The sequence below is a fragment of the Brachybacterium sp. p3-SID957 genome, from assembly GCF_025144775.1.
GTDB classification, from domain to species: domain Bacteria; phylum Actinomycetota; class Actinomycetes; order Actinomycetales; family Dermabacteraceae; genus Brachybacterium; species Brachybacterium epidermidis.
Map to the genome: position 1 here is coordinate 1 of NZ_JALXKT010000031.1, position 15,302 is coordinate 15,302.

Below are 15,302 nucleotides of genomic sequence, written 5' to 3' on the forward strand. Positions count from 1 at the left end.
CGTGGATGGAACTGATCAGGCCTTCGCGACCGACACCGTCACCGACCCTCCGGCGACCTTCTCGGCCGCCGCGTGCGCGCCCTCGGCAGGAGCAGCGGGGACCTGCACCTCGATGGCCAGCACCTCGCCGGCCACCAAATCGCGGTGCGCGGCCACGGCCTCCACCACCTGTGCGTCGCCGTCCACGGTGAGGCGGATGCGGTCCGAGACGTCGAAGCCGGCGTCGCGGCGGGCCGCCTGGATGGCGCGCACCACGTCGCGGGCCGTGCCTTCGGCCTCCAGCTCCGGGGTGACCCGGGTGTCCAGCACCAGGAAGTCACCGCCGCGCAGCACGCCCACGGCCCGGCCCTCCAGCGCTGCGGACTCCCCCGCCACCAGGTCCAGCGTGTACTCGCCATCGACAAGTTCCAGGCCGCCGGCGGTGACGGTGCCGTCGCCTGCCACGGACCAGTCGCCGGACTTGGCACCCTTGATGACCTGCTGCACCTGCTTGCCCAGGCGGGGTCCTGCGGCGCGGGCGTTCACGCTCAGGCGCTGCTCCACGCCCATGCCCTGGGCCTCCTCACTGGCGACGTCCAGCAGGCGCACTGCCTTGACGTTCAGCTCATCGCGCAGGATGCCGGCGAAGGGCTCCAGAGCGGCCGGCTCGGCGTGCACCACGGTCAGCTCCGCGAGGGGCAGCCGAGCGCGCAGTCCCTCCTTCTTCCGCAGGGCGTTGCCGGCGCTGGCCACGGCGCGCACGTCGTCCATGAAGGCGATCAGTGCATCCGCCTCCTCCCCGGCGGGGAACAGCGAGTCGTCGGGCCAGTCGGTCAGGTGCACGGAGCGGCCGCCGGTGAGCTGCTGCCAGATCTCCTCGGTGACCATGGGCAGCAGCGGCGCCGCCACCCGGCACAGCGTCTCCAGGCAGGTGGAGAGCACGTCGATCGCGGTCTCGTCGCCCTCCCAGAAACGGTCGCGGGAGCGGCGCACGTACCAGTTGGTGAGCATGTCCAGGTGGGACTGGATGGACGCGGCGGCATCGGCGATCGCCAGCTCGCTCATCTGCTCGCGCACCTCGCGCACCAGGCGCCCGGTTCGGGCTAGCAGGTAGCGGTCCATGACGTCGTCGGACTCGTAGCGAGCCTGGCCGCGATACCCGGTGGGGCGGCCGGTTGCATCCTTGGCACCGGCGGCGTTGGCGTACATGCCCAGGAAGTACCAGACGTTCCACAGCGGCAGCACCGTCTGCCGCACGGCGTCGCGGATCTGCGGCTCGGCCACCACCAGGTTGCCCCCGCGCAGGATCGGCGAGCTCATCAGGTACCAGCGCATGGCATCGGCGCCGTACTTGTCGAACATCTCCCGCACATCGGGGTAGTTGCGGCGCGACTTCGACATCTTCTCGCCGTCGTCGCCCAGCACGATGCCGTGGCAGATCACGCTGGAGAACGCGGGCCGGTCGAACAGGGACGTGGCCAGCACGTGCATCACGTAGAACCAGCCGCGGGTCTGCCCGATGTACTCCACGATGAAGTCGGCCGGGTTGTGGGACTCGAACCACTCGGTGTTCTCGAAGGGGTAGTGCACCTGCGCGAACGGCATGGACCCGGAGTCGAACCACACGTCGAACACGTCGGTGACACGGCGCATGATGGAGCGTCCGGTGGGGTCATCGGGGTTGGGGCGGGTGAGCTCGTCGATGTAGGGGCGGTGCAGGTTCACCTCACCGTTCTCGTCCACCGGGAGTCGCCCGAAGGCCTCCTCCAGCTCCGCGAGCGACCCGTACACCTCGATGCGCGGGTGGTTCGGGTCATCGCTCTTCCACACCGGGATCGGGGAGCCCCAGTAGCGGTTGCGGGAGATCGCCCAGTCGCGCGAGCCCTCCAGCCACTTGCCGAACTGGCCGTGCTTGACGTTGCCGGGCACCCAGGTGATCTGCTCGTTCAGGCGCAGCAGGTCCTCGTGCATGTCGGCGACCTTGATGAACCAGGAGCCCACGGCCTTGTAGATCAGGGGGTTCCGGCAGCGCCAGCAGTGCGGGTAGGAGTGCTCGTAGCTGGCCTCGCGCAGCAGGCGGCCATCGGCCTTGAGTGTGCGGATGATGGGCCGGTTGGCCTCGAACACCTGCACCCCGGCGATGGCATCCAGGGCCGTGCCGCGGAACAGGTCGAGGAACTGGGCGCCCTCGTCGACCGAGACGATCACCGGGATCCCGTAGGAGGCGTTGACCTTCTGGTCCTCCTCACCGTAGGCGGTGGCCTGGTGGACCACGCCGGTGCCGTCCTCGGTGGAGACGTAGTCCGCGACGGTCACGATCCACGCGTTCTCGGTGCCCCAGCGCTCGCGGTCCGCGGAGTACACGTCCCACAGCGGCTGGTAGGTCACGTACTCGAGCTCCGCACCGGCGAAGCTGCGCTCCTCGACCGCGGCCTGGGCGGCCTCGGCGTCGGCGTAGCCCAGCAGGCTCGCATGCGCGGCCAGCAGTTCGGCGGCCAGCAGATAGCGGACCTCACCGGCGGCGGCGCCGTCGGCCGCGCCCTCGGGGCCGGCCGGGACCACCACGTAGGTGACCTCGGGGCCGACGGCCAGGGAGAAGTTGGTGGGCAGGGTCCACGGGGTGGTGGTCCAGGCAATCGCCCGCACGCCCTCGATGCCCAGCTGGGCGGCCTTGTCCCCGGTGAAGGGGAAGGTGACGGTGACCGAGGGGTCCTGCCGCATCTGGTAGACGTCGTCGTCCATGCGCAGCTCGTGGGAGCTGAGCGGGGTCTGGTCCTTCCAGCAGTACGGCAGCACTGAGTAGCCCTCGTAGGCGCGGTCGCGGTCGTACAGGGTCTTGAACGCCCACAGCACGGACTCCATGAAGGAGGCATCCAGGGTCTTGTAATCGTTCTCGAAGTCCACCCAGCGGGCCTGCCGCTCGACGTACTCCTCCCAGTCCTTGGTGTACGTCAGCACCGAGGCCTCGGCGGCGGCGTTGAACTGGCCAACCCCCATCTGCTCGATCTCGTGCTTCTCGGTCATGCCGAGCTCTCGCATGGCCTCCAGCTCCGCGGGCAGGCCGTGGGTGTCCCAGCCGAAGCGGCGGTCCACCTTCTGGCCGCACATGGTGCGGAAGCGCGGCACCACGTCCTTGACGAAGCCAGTCAGCAGGTGCCCGTAGTGCGGCAGGCCGTTGGCGAAGGGCGGGCCGTCGTAGAACACGTACTCGTCGGCGCCGTCGCGCTGGGCGATGGAGGTGCGGAAGGTGTCGTCCTGACGCCAGAACGCGAGGATGCGCTCCTCGAGCTCGGGCAGGTTCGGGGAGGGGACGAGGGCGGCTCCGGTGACCGGGTAGACCATGGGGGACCTTCCAGAGGGTGGCGGACTGCGGCTGTGCTGCCCGAGGACGCCGCCGCTGCCCCTGCGGGCGCGGCCTGCGCGGTACCACCTCGGTTGACCCTCTCGCCAGCGGGCGGGCGCGGGGGATCCCCTTGTTCCTCAGCTGTGACGGGCTGGTCCCGGCGGGTTCTACTGGGCCGACTCCCCCGCTGCGACTCGGCGCCGAGGTGGGGGTGGCGGCTGTTCTTCCCGCGGCTCACCGGTGATGGCCGGGTCGATGCCGATGCGATCAGTGTAGCCAGGCACCGGCGGCGGGCGGAACCGGTGCGGTCAGCGCACGGCAGTGGGATCGGCCTCATCCGCGAGGAGCTCTCCCTCCTTTCGGTCCGCGTCGTCGCGATGGACCTCCCGCGGTATCAGCGCGATCACCAGCAGCCCGAGGGAGGCACCCAGCAGGGCCAGCACCCCTACCAGCCACAGGTCCCAGCGCGGGGTGGGCACCACGGACGCGGCGGCGATGATCGCACCGAGCAGCAGCATGATGCCGAGCGCCACGGTGAGTGGGCGGCGGGTGGCCGGGACAGCGGAGAGATCATCGTCGATCGAGGGCTCTGGGGCGGTGGCGGTGTCCGGGGTGCTCATGGGGTCTCCTCCTGGGCGGGGGTGCCGGGATAGGGCTGGATGCGGATGTCACCGAGACCGGTGTAGGCGTGGACGACGAGCGGCGCATCAGCTCCCCCGGTGACCGAGGGCTGGCCGTGCACCTCACCGAGATCACTGTGGGCGTGCAGCTCGACCAGCGAGGGGTCCTTCGGAAGGATGACCGTCACGTCACCGAACGGGCGTTCGCAGGCGGCGTAGGCCCGCTCCTCGGGCATCGTGCTCTCCCCACTCTCGTCGTCGTGGTCCTGGCCGGGCTGCGGGGCGGTGACTGCACTGAGGTCCAGCACCATGTCCACGCCGGCCGAGCCCAGATCCGTGGGGCAGAAGGCGTCGCCCGCGGTGAGATCCTCGCTCATCGCGATCACGAGGGGCTCGGCACCCGGGGAATGGGTGAGACGCAACCACCCTGCCCCCAGGCTCGTGCCGCCCAGGGCCAGCAGGCCCACCAGCGCGATCGTCACGCTGCGCTTCCCACGCCAGCCGATCACCACCAGCGCCGCCCCGGTGACGGTGGTCATCACGGCGAGCGCTGCGGTGGCCCTGCCGATCTGCGGCAGGGGCGGGTCCTGGGTGACAGCGGGCAGCAGCTGGGGGGTGAGGTTCACGGTGAGGAAGGTGAGGGCGCCGGCAGCGAGGGTGAGGGCCAGCACGGCGAGGGTGGTGCGAGCCGACGGCTTCTGCACCCGCGGACGGTTCCGACCGGTTCGGTCCCCGCGCCCCCTCCCCCGTCGAGCTCTGCCAGGAACAGCGGCCGCCGTATCCACGGGGACGGGATCGGCCACAGGACGCTCGCCCCAGGCGTACGGGGCTCGTCGATGCTGTTCGGCCAGGAACTCCTCGAGTTCCTCCTGGTCCTTGAATCCTGCCCTCCGTGCGAGCACGGCCAGCATCATGGCCTGCCGCGCCTGGGAGGCGCGCCCGGCGGCGAGCGCCAGCACCGCGAGCAGGAGCACGGACAGCAGGAGCAGCAGCACCAGCAGCGCCTTGCCGTAGATGACCAGGAGGAGCAGCAGGTAGCCGCCGACGAGCATCGCGGGGATCAGCGACAGCACCACCAGGACGTCCACAGTGCGCACGCGACCCCGCGCCATGGCTCCCAGTGGGATCTCCGCCATCTCCGCGTCGTCGACCGCCGCCTCAGGCGCCTCCACACGCGCCCGGGTGCGGGCGGTGCGGGGCAGCAGCAGCATCAGCACCGGGTACAGCACCAGTCCCGCGCCCGTGCCTGCCAGCACCACGGCGGTCAGCCGCACCAGACGCACCGAGACGCCCAGTGCCGCAGCGATCGCTGTGCACACCCCACCGATCCACCCGGCACCCTCCGTGCGCAGGAGTGAGGATCGGCGGGCCCGGTCCGCGGCGGTGAGGTGCGCTCGGGGGGTCAGCGTGGAGCGAAGGGTCTGCTCGATCGCCTCGGGGGAAGGGTCCGTGCTGGTGCTCATGGCGCCATCCTCGCCCGCCGGTGCCATCGGCGGGAGCGCCGCCACCCCGGAGCCGTCCCGTGTCCGGCCCGGAGCCGATCCCGGGTTCGTCCCGGATCCGGGGCGTGCTCGGCGTGGCGTGGTGGCCTGCGGCGGCAGAATGCTGGTCATGGTCGCTGTGATCCTCCCCTCGCCCGCGCCGTGGACCCGTCAACGACGGGACGCGGTGCTGGCCGGGGTGTGCGCGCTGCTGGCCCACCGCACCGGGCTACCGGTGGCGGTGCTGCGTCTGGTGATGCTCGCTGCAAGCGCGGCGACCGCTTTCACGGCAGCCGTGGGACTGGTCAACTACTGGTCCTGGGACGCCGTCATCATCGTGTTGGCCGTGTTCAGTGCCCTGCCCCTGGCGTACGCGGCACTGTGGTGGGCGTTGCCGCTGGACGACGGCACCGGTGATGGTCCCGCCTCGGCACAGCTGGCGGCAGTGCGCGGGCGTCCGGCGGCAGTCGCAGCCCCCGATCGTCGTGCCGCGTCCTCGTCGGCTGCCTCCGGCCGCAGCCGATCCTCGACGCGGTTCGGGCGCTGGCTCGGGCTCGCTGCGGTGGCCTCCCTCGCCGCCGGTATCGCCATGGTGTTCTTCGTGGCAGTGCCCGTGGCCATCACCGGTTTCGTCCCGCTCAGCAGCCTCTTCTACGAGCAGCAGTGGGCCGTGCTGGTGGTGGTGGGCGCTGCGATGACCGGGGCGGTCACCCTCGGAGTGGTTCCTCTCGCGGATCTGGACCGCGACCGCCGCACCGGGGAGACCACGAGGATCCCCGGCGGTGCCCTGACGGCACTGGCGATCGCGATCGCGGGCATGCTCGCCACCGCCCTCGGTGTGGCCGGCACCGTCGTCGGCCCCGGCGTCACCATCGTGCTCGCCATCGGGGCGGGCGGCGTGGCGATGCTGCTGGCGGTGGTGCTGGTGCCGTGGGGCAGGCGACTGTGGCGCGGCATCCGCGAGGAGACCGAGGCCCGCACCCTGGTCCAGCACCGCAGCGAGATGACCGCGCACCTGCACGACTCGGTGCTGCAGACCTTCGCCATGATGCAGCGCCCCGGGATGGACCCCGAGGAGGTGCGGCGCCTGGCCCGCAGGCAGGAACGGGAGCTGCGCGGGTGGCTGTACCGCGACCGGGCCGAGTCCGCGGAGAAGAACACCGACCTGCGCACCGCCGTGGAGATGCTCGCCGCCGAGATGGAGGACGCCCACGGAGTCAGCGTGGACGCCGTGGTGGTGGGTGCCGGACAGGTGCCGCGCGAGCTGATGAAGCCTTTGCTGGGCGCCCTGCGTGAAGCCACCTTGAACGCCTGCCGCCATGGCGGGGAGGATGTCGCCGTGTTCGTGGACATCGCAGAGGGCCGCATCGAGGCCTATGTGCGCGACCGCGGGCCCGGCTTCGACCTCGAACAGGTGCCTCGGGACAGGCTGGGGGTACGGGAGTCGATCATCGGCCGCCTGCGGCGCGCCGGCGGTACCGCGACGGTGCGCCCAGCCCCCGGCGGCGGTACCGAGGTGGCCCTCGAACTGCCGTGGAGCCCCTGATGAACGCCCCTGGCTCCTCGAAGGCCCCTCCCGCTCCGACCCTGATCAGGGTGCTGGTGGTGGATGATCACCGCATCTTCGCCACCGGCGTGACCGGGGAGATCACCCGCGCCGACCCGGGCATCTCGGTGGTGGCCCAGGCCCACGATGTCGCCTCGGCGATCGACGAGGCGCAGCGCCTGCGCCCGGATGTGGTGCTGCTGGATGTGCACCTGCCGGGCGGTGCCGGCGGCGGCGGTGCCGAGGTGGCCCAGTCCCTGCAGGACCTCACCACGCCGGACGGTGCCCCGGTGCGGGCCGTGGCCCTGTCGGTGTCCGACGCGGAGGAGGACGTACTGGCGGTGATCCGCGCCGGTGCCCGCGGCTACGTCACCAAGTCCATCACCGGTGAGGATCTTGCTGATGCCCTCCACCGGGTGGCCGGTGGTGACGCGGTGTTCTCCCCGCGCCTGGCCGGGTTCGTGCTGGATGCGTTCCGCACCTCGGTGCCCACCTCGAGCACAGAACTGGATTTGCTCTCCGTACGGGAGCAGGAGGTGATGAAGCTGATCGCCCGCGGGTACACCTACCGTGAGGCCGGCTCGGCACTGTTCATCTCGGACCGCACGGTGGAGAGCCACGTCTCCAGCGTGCTGCGCAAACTGCAGCTGTCCAACCGCCGTGAGCTCACGCGCTGGGCGCGCGACCGGCGGGTGATCTGAGCTCACCCGGCCGTACCGCGCAGGGCCGGCGCGGTGATGAGGATGTGAGAGTCCCGTGTCACTGTCGATGCTGGTCCTGCATCGGAAGCCCGGGCCGTGACATCCTGGGGGGTGCATCGGGCCCGAACCGTCGGCCCATGCTGTTGATCCACCGAGGAGCGAGCATGTCCCTGTTCGGAGAACCGTTCACCGCCAAGTGCCTGAAGTCCGGCATCACGGTCGAGGTCGCGGAGGGCCAATCGCTGCTGCAGGCCCTGCTGGACGCGGGCATCTCCATGGACTACTCCTGCGAGGGCGGCGTGTGCGGCACCTGCATGGTGCCGCTGGTCAGCGGCGAGGTGGAGCACCTGGACGAGTTCCTCATGGACGACGAGAAGGACTCCAACATGATCACCTGCGTCTCGCGCGGGGAGGGCGAGATCGAGATCGACGTCTGAGAACCGGTTCCTCAGAGCCGGGGACCGGCCACCGTCCAGCTGAGCACCACCAGGCCGAGCGCGCCGACGGCGGCGGCGATCATCAGCGGGATCGGCAGTGAGGGTCCGGCGATCAGCACGGCAAGCAGCAACAGGGCCGCGACGCTGAGCATCACAGCGAACAGCACCGGACGGCCCACAGCAGGCTTCCGCGGGAAGCGGTGGGGGGCGGCGGTGCCTCGGTGATGATCAGTGGTGGTCGTCATGTCCGCTCCTCCCATGAGAGTCCATCGCGGCGGGATCCCGCCGGGCGTTGACTCCATGGTTCCGCGGATCACGGCGCACTGCATCCCGCCATGGGTGTACTCGACCCTGACTTTGGTATGAGATCGGTCAGGGTTCGACCCGGAAGGCCCCCTCGATGGTCATGTTCTTCTCCAGGGCCTGCTCCTCACGCCGGGCGCGGTCCTCGCGCTGCTCCTCCAGCTCCCGCTCGGCGCGCTCCTCGAGCTCGGCCCCTTCCCCATGCTCGCCCTCGCGCGCGTCCTGGGCGGCCAGAGCCGCGAAGGCCCCTCCGGCCGCGATGAGCTCCTCGTAGGTGCCGCGCTCGACGATGTCGCCCTTCTCCAGCACCACGATCTGGTCGGCGTGGCGCACGGTGGAGAGGCGGTGGGCGATCGAGACGGTGGTGCGGCCGCGCGCCACGGCATCCAGCGCGCCGCTCATGGCCCGCTCGGTGGCCACGTCCAGGGCGGATGTGGCCTCGTCCAGCAGCAGCACCGGGGGGTCCCGCAGGATGGTGCGGGCCAGCGCCAGGCGCTGCTTCTCCCCACCGGAGAAGCGGTAGCCGCGCTCGCCCACCACGGTGCCGTAGCCCTCGGGCAGGGCCGCGATGTGGTCGTGGATCTGGGCGATCCGGCAGGCGACGATCAGGTCCTCGTCGGTCGCGTCGGGCCGGGCGAACCGCAGGTTGTCCGCGATGGTGGCGTGCAGCAGGTACGTCTCCTGGGTGACCACGCCCAGGCACGCGGCCAGGGACTCCATGGCCACCTCGCGCAGGTCGTGCCCGTCCAGGGTGATGCGCCCGCCGGTGGGGTCGTAGAGCCGGGCCATCAGATAGCCGGTGGAGGTCTTCCCGGAGCCGGTGGCACCCACCAGGGCGGTGTGCCTGCCCGCCGGGACCACCAGGTCGATGCCGTGCAGGGTGGGCTCGTCGGCGCCGGGGTAGGTGAAGTCCACGTCCTCGAAGCGGATCTCGCCGCGCACCTGCTCGGGGTCCAGCGCGCGGGCGCCGGGGGCGTCGTCGATGGTGATCGGGGCATCCAGGTACTCGAACACCCGGGTGAACAGGGCCAGCGAGCTGTTGACCTGGGTGGCCACCCGCAGCAGCCCGTTCACCTGGGGGAACAGACCGGTCTGCAGGGAGATGAAGGCGACCAGGGTGCCGATGGTGACCCCGGTCCCGCCCACGCCGCCCAGGGTGCCGGGCTCATCGGCGGTGAACAGAAGGTACCCGCCCAGCAGGTAGGTGAGCGCGGGGAAGATCGCCATCAGCGTGCTGAACACGGCCATGTGCCAGCGGCCGGCCATCTCGGAGCGGATCTCTAGGTCCGCCAGGCCCCGGGAGTCCACGGCGAAGCTCTCGGTCAGGGCGCGGGTGCGGCCCATGGTGGTGCCCAACAGGATCCCGGAGACGGACAGCGACTCCTGGATCCCGGCGGAGAGGTCCGCGGCCTTCTCCTGGCGGGCCTTGACGATCTCGCGGCGCCGACGGCCCACGCGACGGTTCATCCACACCGCGAACGGCATGGAGATCAAGGAGAACAGCGTCAGCCGCCAGTCCAGGGCCACCATCGCCACCAGGGCCATCACGATGCCTGCGGCACTGGAGACGATCTGGGTCATCACGTTGGTGACCACGGCCTGCATGGACCCGATGTCGGAGAAGATGCGGGACTGGATCTCACCGGTGCGGGTGCGGGTGAAGAAGCCGAGCCCCATCCGCTGCAGATGCCCGTACACGGCGACCCGCAGGTCGTGCATGACCGCCTGGCCCACGCCGGTGGACAGCATCGACTGGATGACCCCGAGGGCGCTGGAGACCACGGTGACGGCGATCAGTCCGCCGACGCACCAGGCCAGCAGGTCCATGCGCTGCTCGGGCAGGGCCACGTCCACGATCTCGCGCACCAGGAACGGGGAGATCACCCCGGCGGCGGCGCCCACGGCGATCAGCAGCAGCACTGCAGCGATGGTGCCGCGGTACGGGGTGAACAGCCGCATCACGCGGCGGGTGTCGGGCTTCTGGCCGGGCGGCAGGGTGATCTCGGGCATCCCGTGGTGGCCTCTCACGCCGCCTCCGCGGCCACCCCCGCCGGGGCCTGCGGTCATCACACGCCCTTCCCGCGGGCCACCGCGTGGGCGGCGGCCTGCGCGAGGGGGCGCACCGTGACGAGATCCAGGTTCACGTGGTGCGGGGCGTTCAGGGCGTAGGAGATGACGTCGGCGCAGTCCTCGGCGGTCAGCGGCTTCTGAACGCCCTCGTACACCTTGTCGGCAGCGGCCTGGTCGCCCAGGCGGGTGAGGGAGAACTCCTCGGTGTGCACCATGCCGGGGGCGATCTCGATGACCCGCACCCTCTCCCCGTTCAGCTCCAGGCGCAGGGCGCGGGCCAGCATGTGCTCACCCGCCTTGGCGGCGTTGTACCCGGAGCCGCCCGGGTAGGCCTCGTGCGCGGCGACGGAGGTGACGAACAGGACGTCACCGCGGCCGCTCTCCCGCAGGGCGGGCAGCAGGGCGCGGGTGACCCGCAGGGCCCCGAGCACGTTCATGTCGTACATGCCCTGCCACTTGGACAGGTCCGCCTCAGCGACCGGCTCCACCCCCAGGGCGCCGCCGGCCACGTGCACCACGGCATTGAGGGTCTCGCCGAACAGCTCCCGCGAACGCTCGGCCAGGCGGGCCACGGAGTCGTCGTCGGTGACGTCGACGCTCAGCACCTCACAGCCGGTCTGCTCCGCGAGCTGGGCGAGCTTCTCCTCGCGGCGGGCGACGGCCAGGACCCGCCAGCCATCGGCGACGAGACGTACGGCGGTGGCACGGCCGATGCCGGAGGAGGCTCCGGTGACGACGGCGGTGAGGGGCGCAGCATCGGTCATGTGCCCAGCCTACGCGGGGGGCGCGCCCTCACTCCCCGGGGTAGGAGTCGATGTTCCAGTAGTTCCCGTCGTGGTCGAGGATCCCGGCGGTGCGGCCGCCATGCGGAGGCTCGCTGGGTTCGGCGGCCACGCGTCCACCGGCCTCGACGCCCCGGCGCAGGACCTCGTCGACCTGCTCGTCGGAGGGGACGACCAGGTTGCACACGGATGCGCCGGGCCGGAACCAGGGAGCGGTCTCCTCCTCGTCGCCGCGGACGGACCCGAGCATGAGCCCGCCGTGGTCCCGCCACTGGAACTGGGCGTGGTGCACGATCGTCGGGTCCTCGGGGTCGCGGAACACCAGCTTCTCGGTGAAGCCCAGTGCGGTGAGGAAGGCGATCGTGCGATCGGCGTCGGTGGAGCGGAGGCAGTGGTACAGCTGTGGTGTGGTCATGTGACCAGCATGCGTGCACTCAGGGCAGATCGTCTTGGACGACGGGGAAGTCGTCGAGCATCTGGCTCGGCGTGATCCCGGCCAGCGCTCTCCATTCACGGTTCAGGTGGGGCTGATCGGCATACCCCACCCGGGCAGCGACTTCGGCGGCCTGCCACCCGGTCTTCAGCAGCTGCTGCGCCGCGTCGAACCGCGCCAGGCGCCGGGCCTGCGTGGGAGTCACGCCGAACTCGTGGCGGAACGTGGTGAGCAGCTGCCTGCGCGAGAGGCCCACCTCCCCCGCCACGTCCTTCACCCTGATCGCACCGGGGTGTGTTCCCAGGAGGTGCCAGGCTCGAGCGAGCTCGGGACGGATGCTGGCCCCTGCTGGATCGATGCGACGCAGCAGGTGCTCGTCCACCAGGCGGAACCGGTCGCGCCAGGGAATGTCCTGGAGTCGGCGCTGCAGGTCGGCCGGGATGCGGGAGTCGTCGTCGCCGTCCACGAGAACCTGAGCGAAGGCACCGGCCGGGGCCCCGAACAGGGCGCGCACCCCCAGGGGCGTCACCGACAGCTGGATCCCGTGCTGATGCCCGTGGGTGCGGATCAGGGACGGCCGGTTGTGCAGACCGGCCAGAAGCGTGTCGTATCGCGCCCGCTGCGCACCGTCGAGCCAGGAGCAGTCCAGGGGCTCGTCGAACGCGATGATCACGGTGATGTCCGTGGAGGGCAGCCCGTGGTGGGCGGCCTCCGGTGCGAGGCGGTAGTCGTACCCCACGCAGGAGCGAACGTACGGTGCCAGTGCCCCCGGGACACGATGCACGTAGGACGGCATGGACACACGCTAGCGGGCCACCTGCAGCTCTTCCACGGCCTGGCCCTTGTTCGCAGGTCACCACGGGACTAGGCTCGCGCGAGTGCTCGCATACCGGAGGATCGCCGCCGCATCCTTCCGGCAGTACTCCACGTACCGCATGGCCACGGCCGCCGGCGTGTTCACCAACACCATCTTCGGGTTCATCCGCGCCTCCATCATGCTGGCCGCGATCGGCACCGCCGGCGGGGAGCTGAACGGCTACGACGCCCTGCAGGCCGCCACCTACGTGTGGCTGGGTCAGGCTCTGCTGGCCCCGATCGAGGTGTTCGGCACCCGCGAGCTCGCCCTGCGGATCCGGCAGGGCGACGTGGCGATCGACCTGCTGCGACCCGTGGACCTGCTGGGGCAGCTCTATGCCGCGAAGCTGGGCCGCTCGGCCTACCTGCTGCTGGCCCGCGGGGTCCCGCCGATGCTGATCGGGGCCGTCGTCACCGGGATCGCGCTGCCCCTCGATCCGCTGTCCTATCTGCTGGGGGCGGTCGCGGTGATGCTGGCGATCACGGTGGCGTTCCTGGCCGATGCGATGGTGAACCTGGCGGCGTTCTGGCTGGTGGAGAACCGGGGCCTGATCACGGTGTACACAGCAGTGATGAACCTGCTCTCGGGCTTCCTGATCCCGATCGTGTGGTTCCCGGACTGGCTGCTGGCCACCGCCCGCGCCACCCCGTTCCCCTCCATGGTCCAGACCCCGATCGACGCGCTGTCCGGGCGGGTAGCGCCGCTCGACGCACTGCCGCTGATCGGGGTGCAGGTGGTATGGGTCGTGGTGCTCGGCGGTGCGTCGGTGCTGATGCTGCGCGCCGGGGTGCGCTCACTGGAGGTGCAGGGTGGCTGAGACCTCGAGATCCCGGCCCTCCGAGCCGCGGGCGCACCGGCCCGTGTCCACCGCCCGCATGGTGCGCACCCTGTACGGGTCGCGCATCCGCTCCCAGGCCAGCTACCGCGCCAGCTTCGTCTCCGACCTGCTGGGGCAGGCCCTGATGGTGGGCGTGGAGTTCCTGGAGCTGTGGGTGATCCTGGCCAACGTGGGCACCCTGGGCGGGATGACACTGCCGCAGGTCGCGGTGGTGTACGGCCTGGGCTCCCTGGCCTTCGGGATCGCTGATCTGCTGCTGGGGGAGATCGACGGGCTCTCCACGTACATCAAGTCCGGGAAGCTGGAGACCCTGATGATCCGGCCCGTGCCGATGCTGCTGCAGATCTCCAGCCTGGACCTGTCCCTGCGGCGCATCGGGCGGATCCTGGTGGGCCTGGGCATGTACGTGGTGGCCCTCGGGATCGCCGGCTTCACCCCCACGGCAACCACCCTCGCGCTGGCGGTGATCGCCCCGCTGGCGAGCGCCGCGATCTTCGGCGCACTGCTGACGATGGCCGGTGCCATGCAGTTCTGGCTGATCGACGGCCGTGAGTTCGCCAACGCCTTCACCTACGGCGGCAACTACGTGGCCACCACCCCCGGTGCGGTGTTCGCCCTGCCCATGCGGGCCTTCTTCACCTTCGTGATCCCGGCGACCCTGGTGGCCTACGCCCCCACCCTCGTGCTGCTGGACCTGCCCGGGCCGATGCTGCTGCCGCAGTGGACCGGCTGGATGGGCGTGCCGGCGGCGATCCTCACCTGGGCCCTCGCCGCGCTGCTGTGGCGCGCGGGGATCCGCACGTACACAGGAGCAGGCGGATGAACGACCACACCGACCCCGCGCAGCCGGGCGGGCCCTATCAGCCGAGCGCGCCCGATCAGCCGGCCGAGCCCGCCCCGTCGACGTCAGGCCCCGCCGTCGAGCTCTCGGCGCTGCGGCGCGACTACGTGGTGCGCGCCAAGGCCGACGGCTCCCGCCTGCGCCGCAGGCGCGTGGTGCGGGCGGTGGACGACATCACCCTCACCGTCGAGCGCGGTGAGGCAGTGGGCTTCGTGGGTGCCAACGGGGCCGGGAAGTCCACCACCATCAAGATGATGACCGGGATCCTGCAGCCCACCTCCGGGCAGGTGCGGGTGCTGGGCAGGCAGCCGGTGCCCGAGCGCCGGCTGCTGGCCCGCGAGATCGGGGTGGTGTTCGGGCAGCGCTCCCAGCTGTGGTGGGACCTGCCGCTGAGAGACTCCTACCGGATCCTGGCCGCCATGCATCGCCTCACCGACGCCGCCCGGGACGCCCGTCTGGAGCGCCTGGCCGAGGGGCTGGACCTGACTGCGTTCCTGGACCAGCCGGTGCGGCAGCTGTCCCTGGGTCAGCGGATGCGCGGCGAGGTCGCGGCCGCGCTGCTGCACTCCCCTGCGCTGGTGATCCTGGACGAGCCCACCATCGGCCTGGACATGGTCTCCAAGGAGGGACTGCGGCGATTCCTCCGCGAGGATCGGACAGAGCGCGGCACCACCCTGTTCCTCACCACCCACGACATGAGCGACGTGGAGCGCCTGTGCGAACGGATCGTGGTGGTGAACTCCGGCACCATCGCCTACGACGGGGCCCTGGCGGGGTTCCGCCAGAGCCTCGGGGCTCCCCGTGAACTGGTGGTCGATCTCGCCCAGCCGCGGCAGGTGCTGGAGCTGCCGGCCGGTGCCGAGCCGGCGGCCGTGGAGGCGGAGGGGATCCGCCACCGGATCCGCTTCCAGGGTGCGCGGCTGACCGTGCCCGCCCTGCTGTCGGCGATCGGCGCGCAGGCCGAGGTGCGGGACCTGTCCCTGGCCGAGCCCGCGATCGAGGATCTGGTGCGACAGATCTATGCCCGGGGCCCCGGTTCCGTAGAGTGAGCAGGTGGCGCTGTTGCGCCCGC

General features: G+C 71.0%; 14 protein-coding genes. 6 read left to right on the forward strand and 8 right to left on the reverse strand.

The window, feature by feature from the left end:
- Positions 1-15: 15 nt before the first annotated feature.
- From ileS to M3B01_RS08235, 3 genes are all read right to left on the reverse strand, one after another.
- A complete protein-coding gene (ileS, locus tag M3B01_RS08225; RefSeq protein ID WP_396123350.1) occupies positions 16-3,321 on the reverse strand; it encodes an isoleucine--tRNA ligase in 3,306 nt (1,101 codons plus the stop codon).
- Between the two features lie 309 nt (positions 3,322-3,630).
- Complete coding sequence (locus tag M3B01_RS08230) at positions 3,631-3,942, reverse strand: hypothetical protein (RefSeq protein ID WP_259791045.1); 312 nt, start codon at positions 3,940-3,942, stop codon at positions 3,631-3,633.
- Positions 3,939-5,405 (reverse strand): PspC domain-containing protein, encoded by a 1,467-nt coding sequence (locus M3B01_RS08235; protein WP_259791048.1) that lies wholly within the window; start codon positions 5,403-5,405, stop codon positions 3,939-3,941. Before M3B01_RS08235 ends, M3B01_RS08230 begins: the two co-directional genes overlap by 4 nt.
- A 148-nt stretch (positions 5,406-5,553) precedes the next feature.
- Here M3B01_RS08235 and M3B01_RS08240 point away from each other — a divergent pair, with 148 nt between their 5' ends.
- The 3 genes from M3B01_RS08240 (at position 5,554) to M3B01_RS08250 (ending at position 8,107) form a co-directional block, all read left to right on the forward strand.
- The gene (locus M3B01_RS08240) at positions 5,554-6,969 is read left to right on the forward strand and encodes an ATP-binding protein (protein WP_259791051.1); all 1,416 of its coding nucleotides are present in this window, start codon (positions 5,554-5,556) and stop codon (positions 6,967-6,969) included.
- Positions 6,969-7,670 (forward strand): response regulator transcription factor, encoded by a 702-nt coding sequence (locus M3B01_RS08245; protein WP_311203214.1) that lies wholly within the window; start codon positions 6,969-6,971, stop codon positions 7,668-7,670. Before M3B01_RS08240 ends, M3B01_RS08245 begins: the two co-directional genes overlap by 1 nt.
- Positions 7,671-7,834: 164 nt before the next feature.
- The gene (locus M3B01_RS08250; RefSeq protein ID WP_193865429.1) at positions 7,835-8,107 is read left to right on the forward strand and encodes a 2Fe-2S iron-sulfur cluster binding domain-containing protein; all 273 of its coding nucleotides are present in this window, start codon (positions 7,835-7,837) and stop codon (positions 8,105-8,107) included.
- An 11-nt stretch (positions 8,108-8,118) separates the two neighbouring features.
- On the opposite strand, the gene M3B01_RS08255 is transcribed toward M3B01_RS08250, so the two are convergent.
- The 5 genes from M3B01_RS08255 to M3B01_RS08275 all read right to left on the reverse strand — a co-directional run bounded on the left by M3B01_RS08255 (position 8,119) and on the right by M3B01_RS08275 (position 12,491).
- Positions 8,119-8,352, reverse strand: a complete 234-nt coding sequence (locus M3B01_RS08255) for a hypothetical protein (protein WP_193865430.1) — start codon at positions 8,350-8,352, stop codon at positions 8,119-8,121.
- Positions 8,353-8,479: 127 nt separating this feature from the next.
- Complete coding sequence (locus M3B01_RS08260; RefSeq protein WP_396123351.1) at positions 8,480-10,420, reverse strand: ABC transporter ATP-binding protein; 1,941 nt, start codon at positions 10,418-10,420, stop codon at positions 8,480-8,482.
- Between the two features lie 56 nt (positions 10,421-10,476).
- On the reverse strand, positions 10,477-11,244 hold the full coding sequence (locus M3B01_RS08265) for an SDR family oxidoreductase (RefSeq protein WP_259791058.1): 768 nt from the start codon (positions 11,242-11,244) through the stop codon (positions 10,477-10,479).
- A 28-nt stretch (positions 11,245-11,272) separates the two neighbouring features.
- A complete protein-coding gene (locus tag M3B01_RS08270) occupies positions 11,273-11,677 on the reverse strand; it encodes a VOC family protein (RefSeq protein WP_259791060.1) in 405 nt (134 codons plus the stop codon).
- 19 nt (positions 11,678-11,696) lie between these two features.
- On the reverse strand, positions 11,697-12,491 hold the full coding sequence (locus tag M3B01_RS08275) for an AraC family transcriptional regulator (RefSeq protein ID WP_259791062.1): 795 nt from the start codon (positions 12,489-12,491) through the stop codon (positions 11,697-11,699).
- Between the two features lie 82 nt (positions 12,492-12,573).
- On the opposite strand from M3B01_RS08275, the gene M3B01_RS08280 reads away from it, so the two are divergent.
- From M3B01_RS08280 to M3B01_RS08290, 3 genes are read left to right on the forward strand one after another with little or no spacing between them, the layout of a single operon-like run.
- Positions 12,574-13,368 carry an ABC-2 family transporter protein gene (locus tag M3B01_RS08280; protein WP_259791064.1) on the forward strand — a complete coding sequence of 265 codons (795 nt, stop codon included), beginning with the start codon at positions 12,574-12,576 and terminating at the stop codon, positions 13,366-13,368.
- Positions 13,361-14,212 carry an ABC transporter permease gene (locus M3B01_RS08285; RefSeq protein WP_259791066.1) on the forward strand — a complete coding sequence of 284 codons (852 nt, stop codon included), beginning with the start codon at positions 13,361-13,363 and terminating at the stop codon, positions 14,210-14,212. Before M3B01_RS08280 ends, M3B01_RS08285 begins: the two co-directional genes overlap by 8 nt.
- The gene (locus M3B01_RS08290; RefSeq protein WP_259791068.1) at positions 14,209-15,279 is read left to right on the forward strand and encodes an ATP-binding cassette domain-containing protein; all 1,071 of its coding nucleotides are present in this window, start codon (positions 14,209-14,211) and stop codon (positions 15,277-15,279) included. Before M3B01_RS08285 ends, M3B01_RS08290 begins: the two co-directional genes overlap by 4 nt.
- The last annotated feature ends 23 nt before the right edge of the window (positions 15,280-15,302 follow it).

Excerpts from the sequence above, each read along its gene's own strand:
- M3B01_RS08270 (WP_259791060.1), bottom strand. The coding sequence starts at position 11,677 with ATGACCACACCACAGCTGTACCACTGCCTCCGCTCCACCGACGCCGAT.
- M3B01_RS08250 (WP_193865429.1), top strand. The coding sequence starts at position 7,835 with ATGTCCCTGTTCGGAGAACCGTTCACCGCCAAGTGCCTGAAGTCCGGC.
- M3B01_RS08240 (WP_259791051.1), top strand. The coding sequence starts at position 5,554 with ATGGTCGCTGTGATCCTCCCCTCGCCCGCGCCGTGGACCCGTCAACGA.
- M3B01_RS08245 (WP_311203214.1), top strand. The coding sequence starts at position 6,969 with ATGAACGCCCCTGGCTCCTCGAAGGCCCCTCCCGCTCCGACCCTGATC.
- M3B01_RS08255 (WP_193865430.1), bottom strand. The coding sequence starts at position 8,352 with ATGACGACCACCACTGATCATCACCGAGGCACCGCCGCCCCCCACCGC.
- M3B01_RS08290 (WP_259791068.1), top strand. The coding sequence starts at position 14,209 with ATGAACGACCACACCGACCCCGCGCAGCCGGGCGGGCCCTATCAGCCG.
- M3B01_RS08265 (WP_259791058.1), bottom strand. The coding sequence starts at position 11,244 with ATGACCGATGCTGCGCCCCTCACCGCCGTCGTCACCGGAGCCTCCTCC.
- ileS (WP_396123350.1), bottom strand. The coding sequence starts at position 3,321 with ATGGTCTACCCGGTCACCGGAGCCGCCCTCGTCCCCTCCCCGAACCTG.
- M3B01_RS08235 (WP_259791048.1), bottom strand. The coding sequence starts at position 5,405 with ATGAGCACCAGCACGGACCCTTCCCCCGAGGCGATCGAGCAGACCCTT.
- M3B01_RS08275 (WP_259791062.1), bottom strand. The coding sequence starts at position 12,491 with ATGCCGTCCTACGTGCATCGTGTCCCGGGGGCACTGGCACCGTACGTT.
- M3B01_RS08260 (WP_396123351.1), bottom strand. The coding sequence starts at position 10,420 with ATGCCCGAGATCACCCTGCCGCCCGGCCAGAAGCCCGACACCCGCCGC.
- M3B01_RS08230 (WP_259791045.1), bottom strand. The coding sequence starts at position 3,942 with ATGAGCACCCCGGACACCGCCACCGCCCCAGAGCCCTCGATCGACGAT.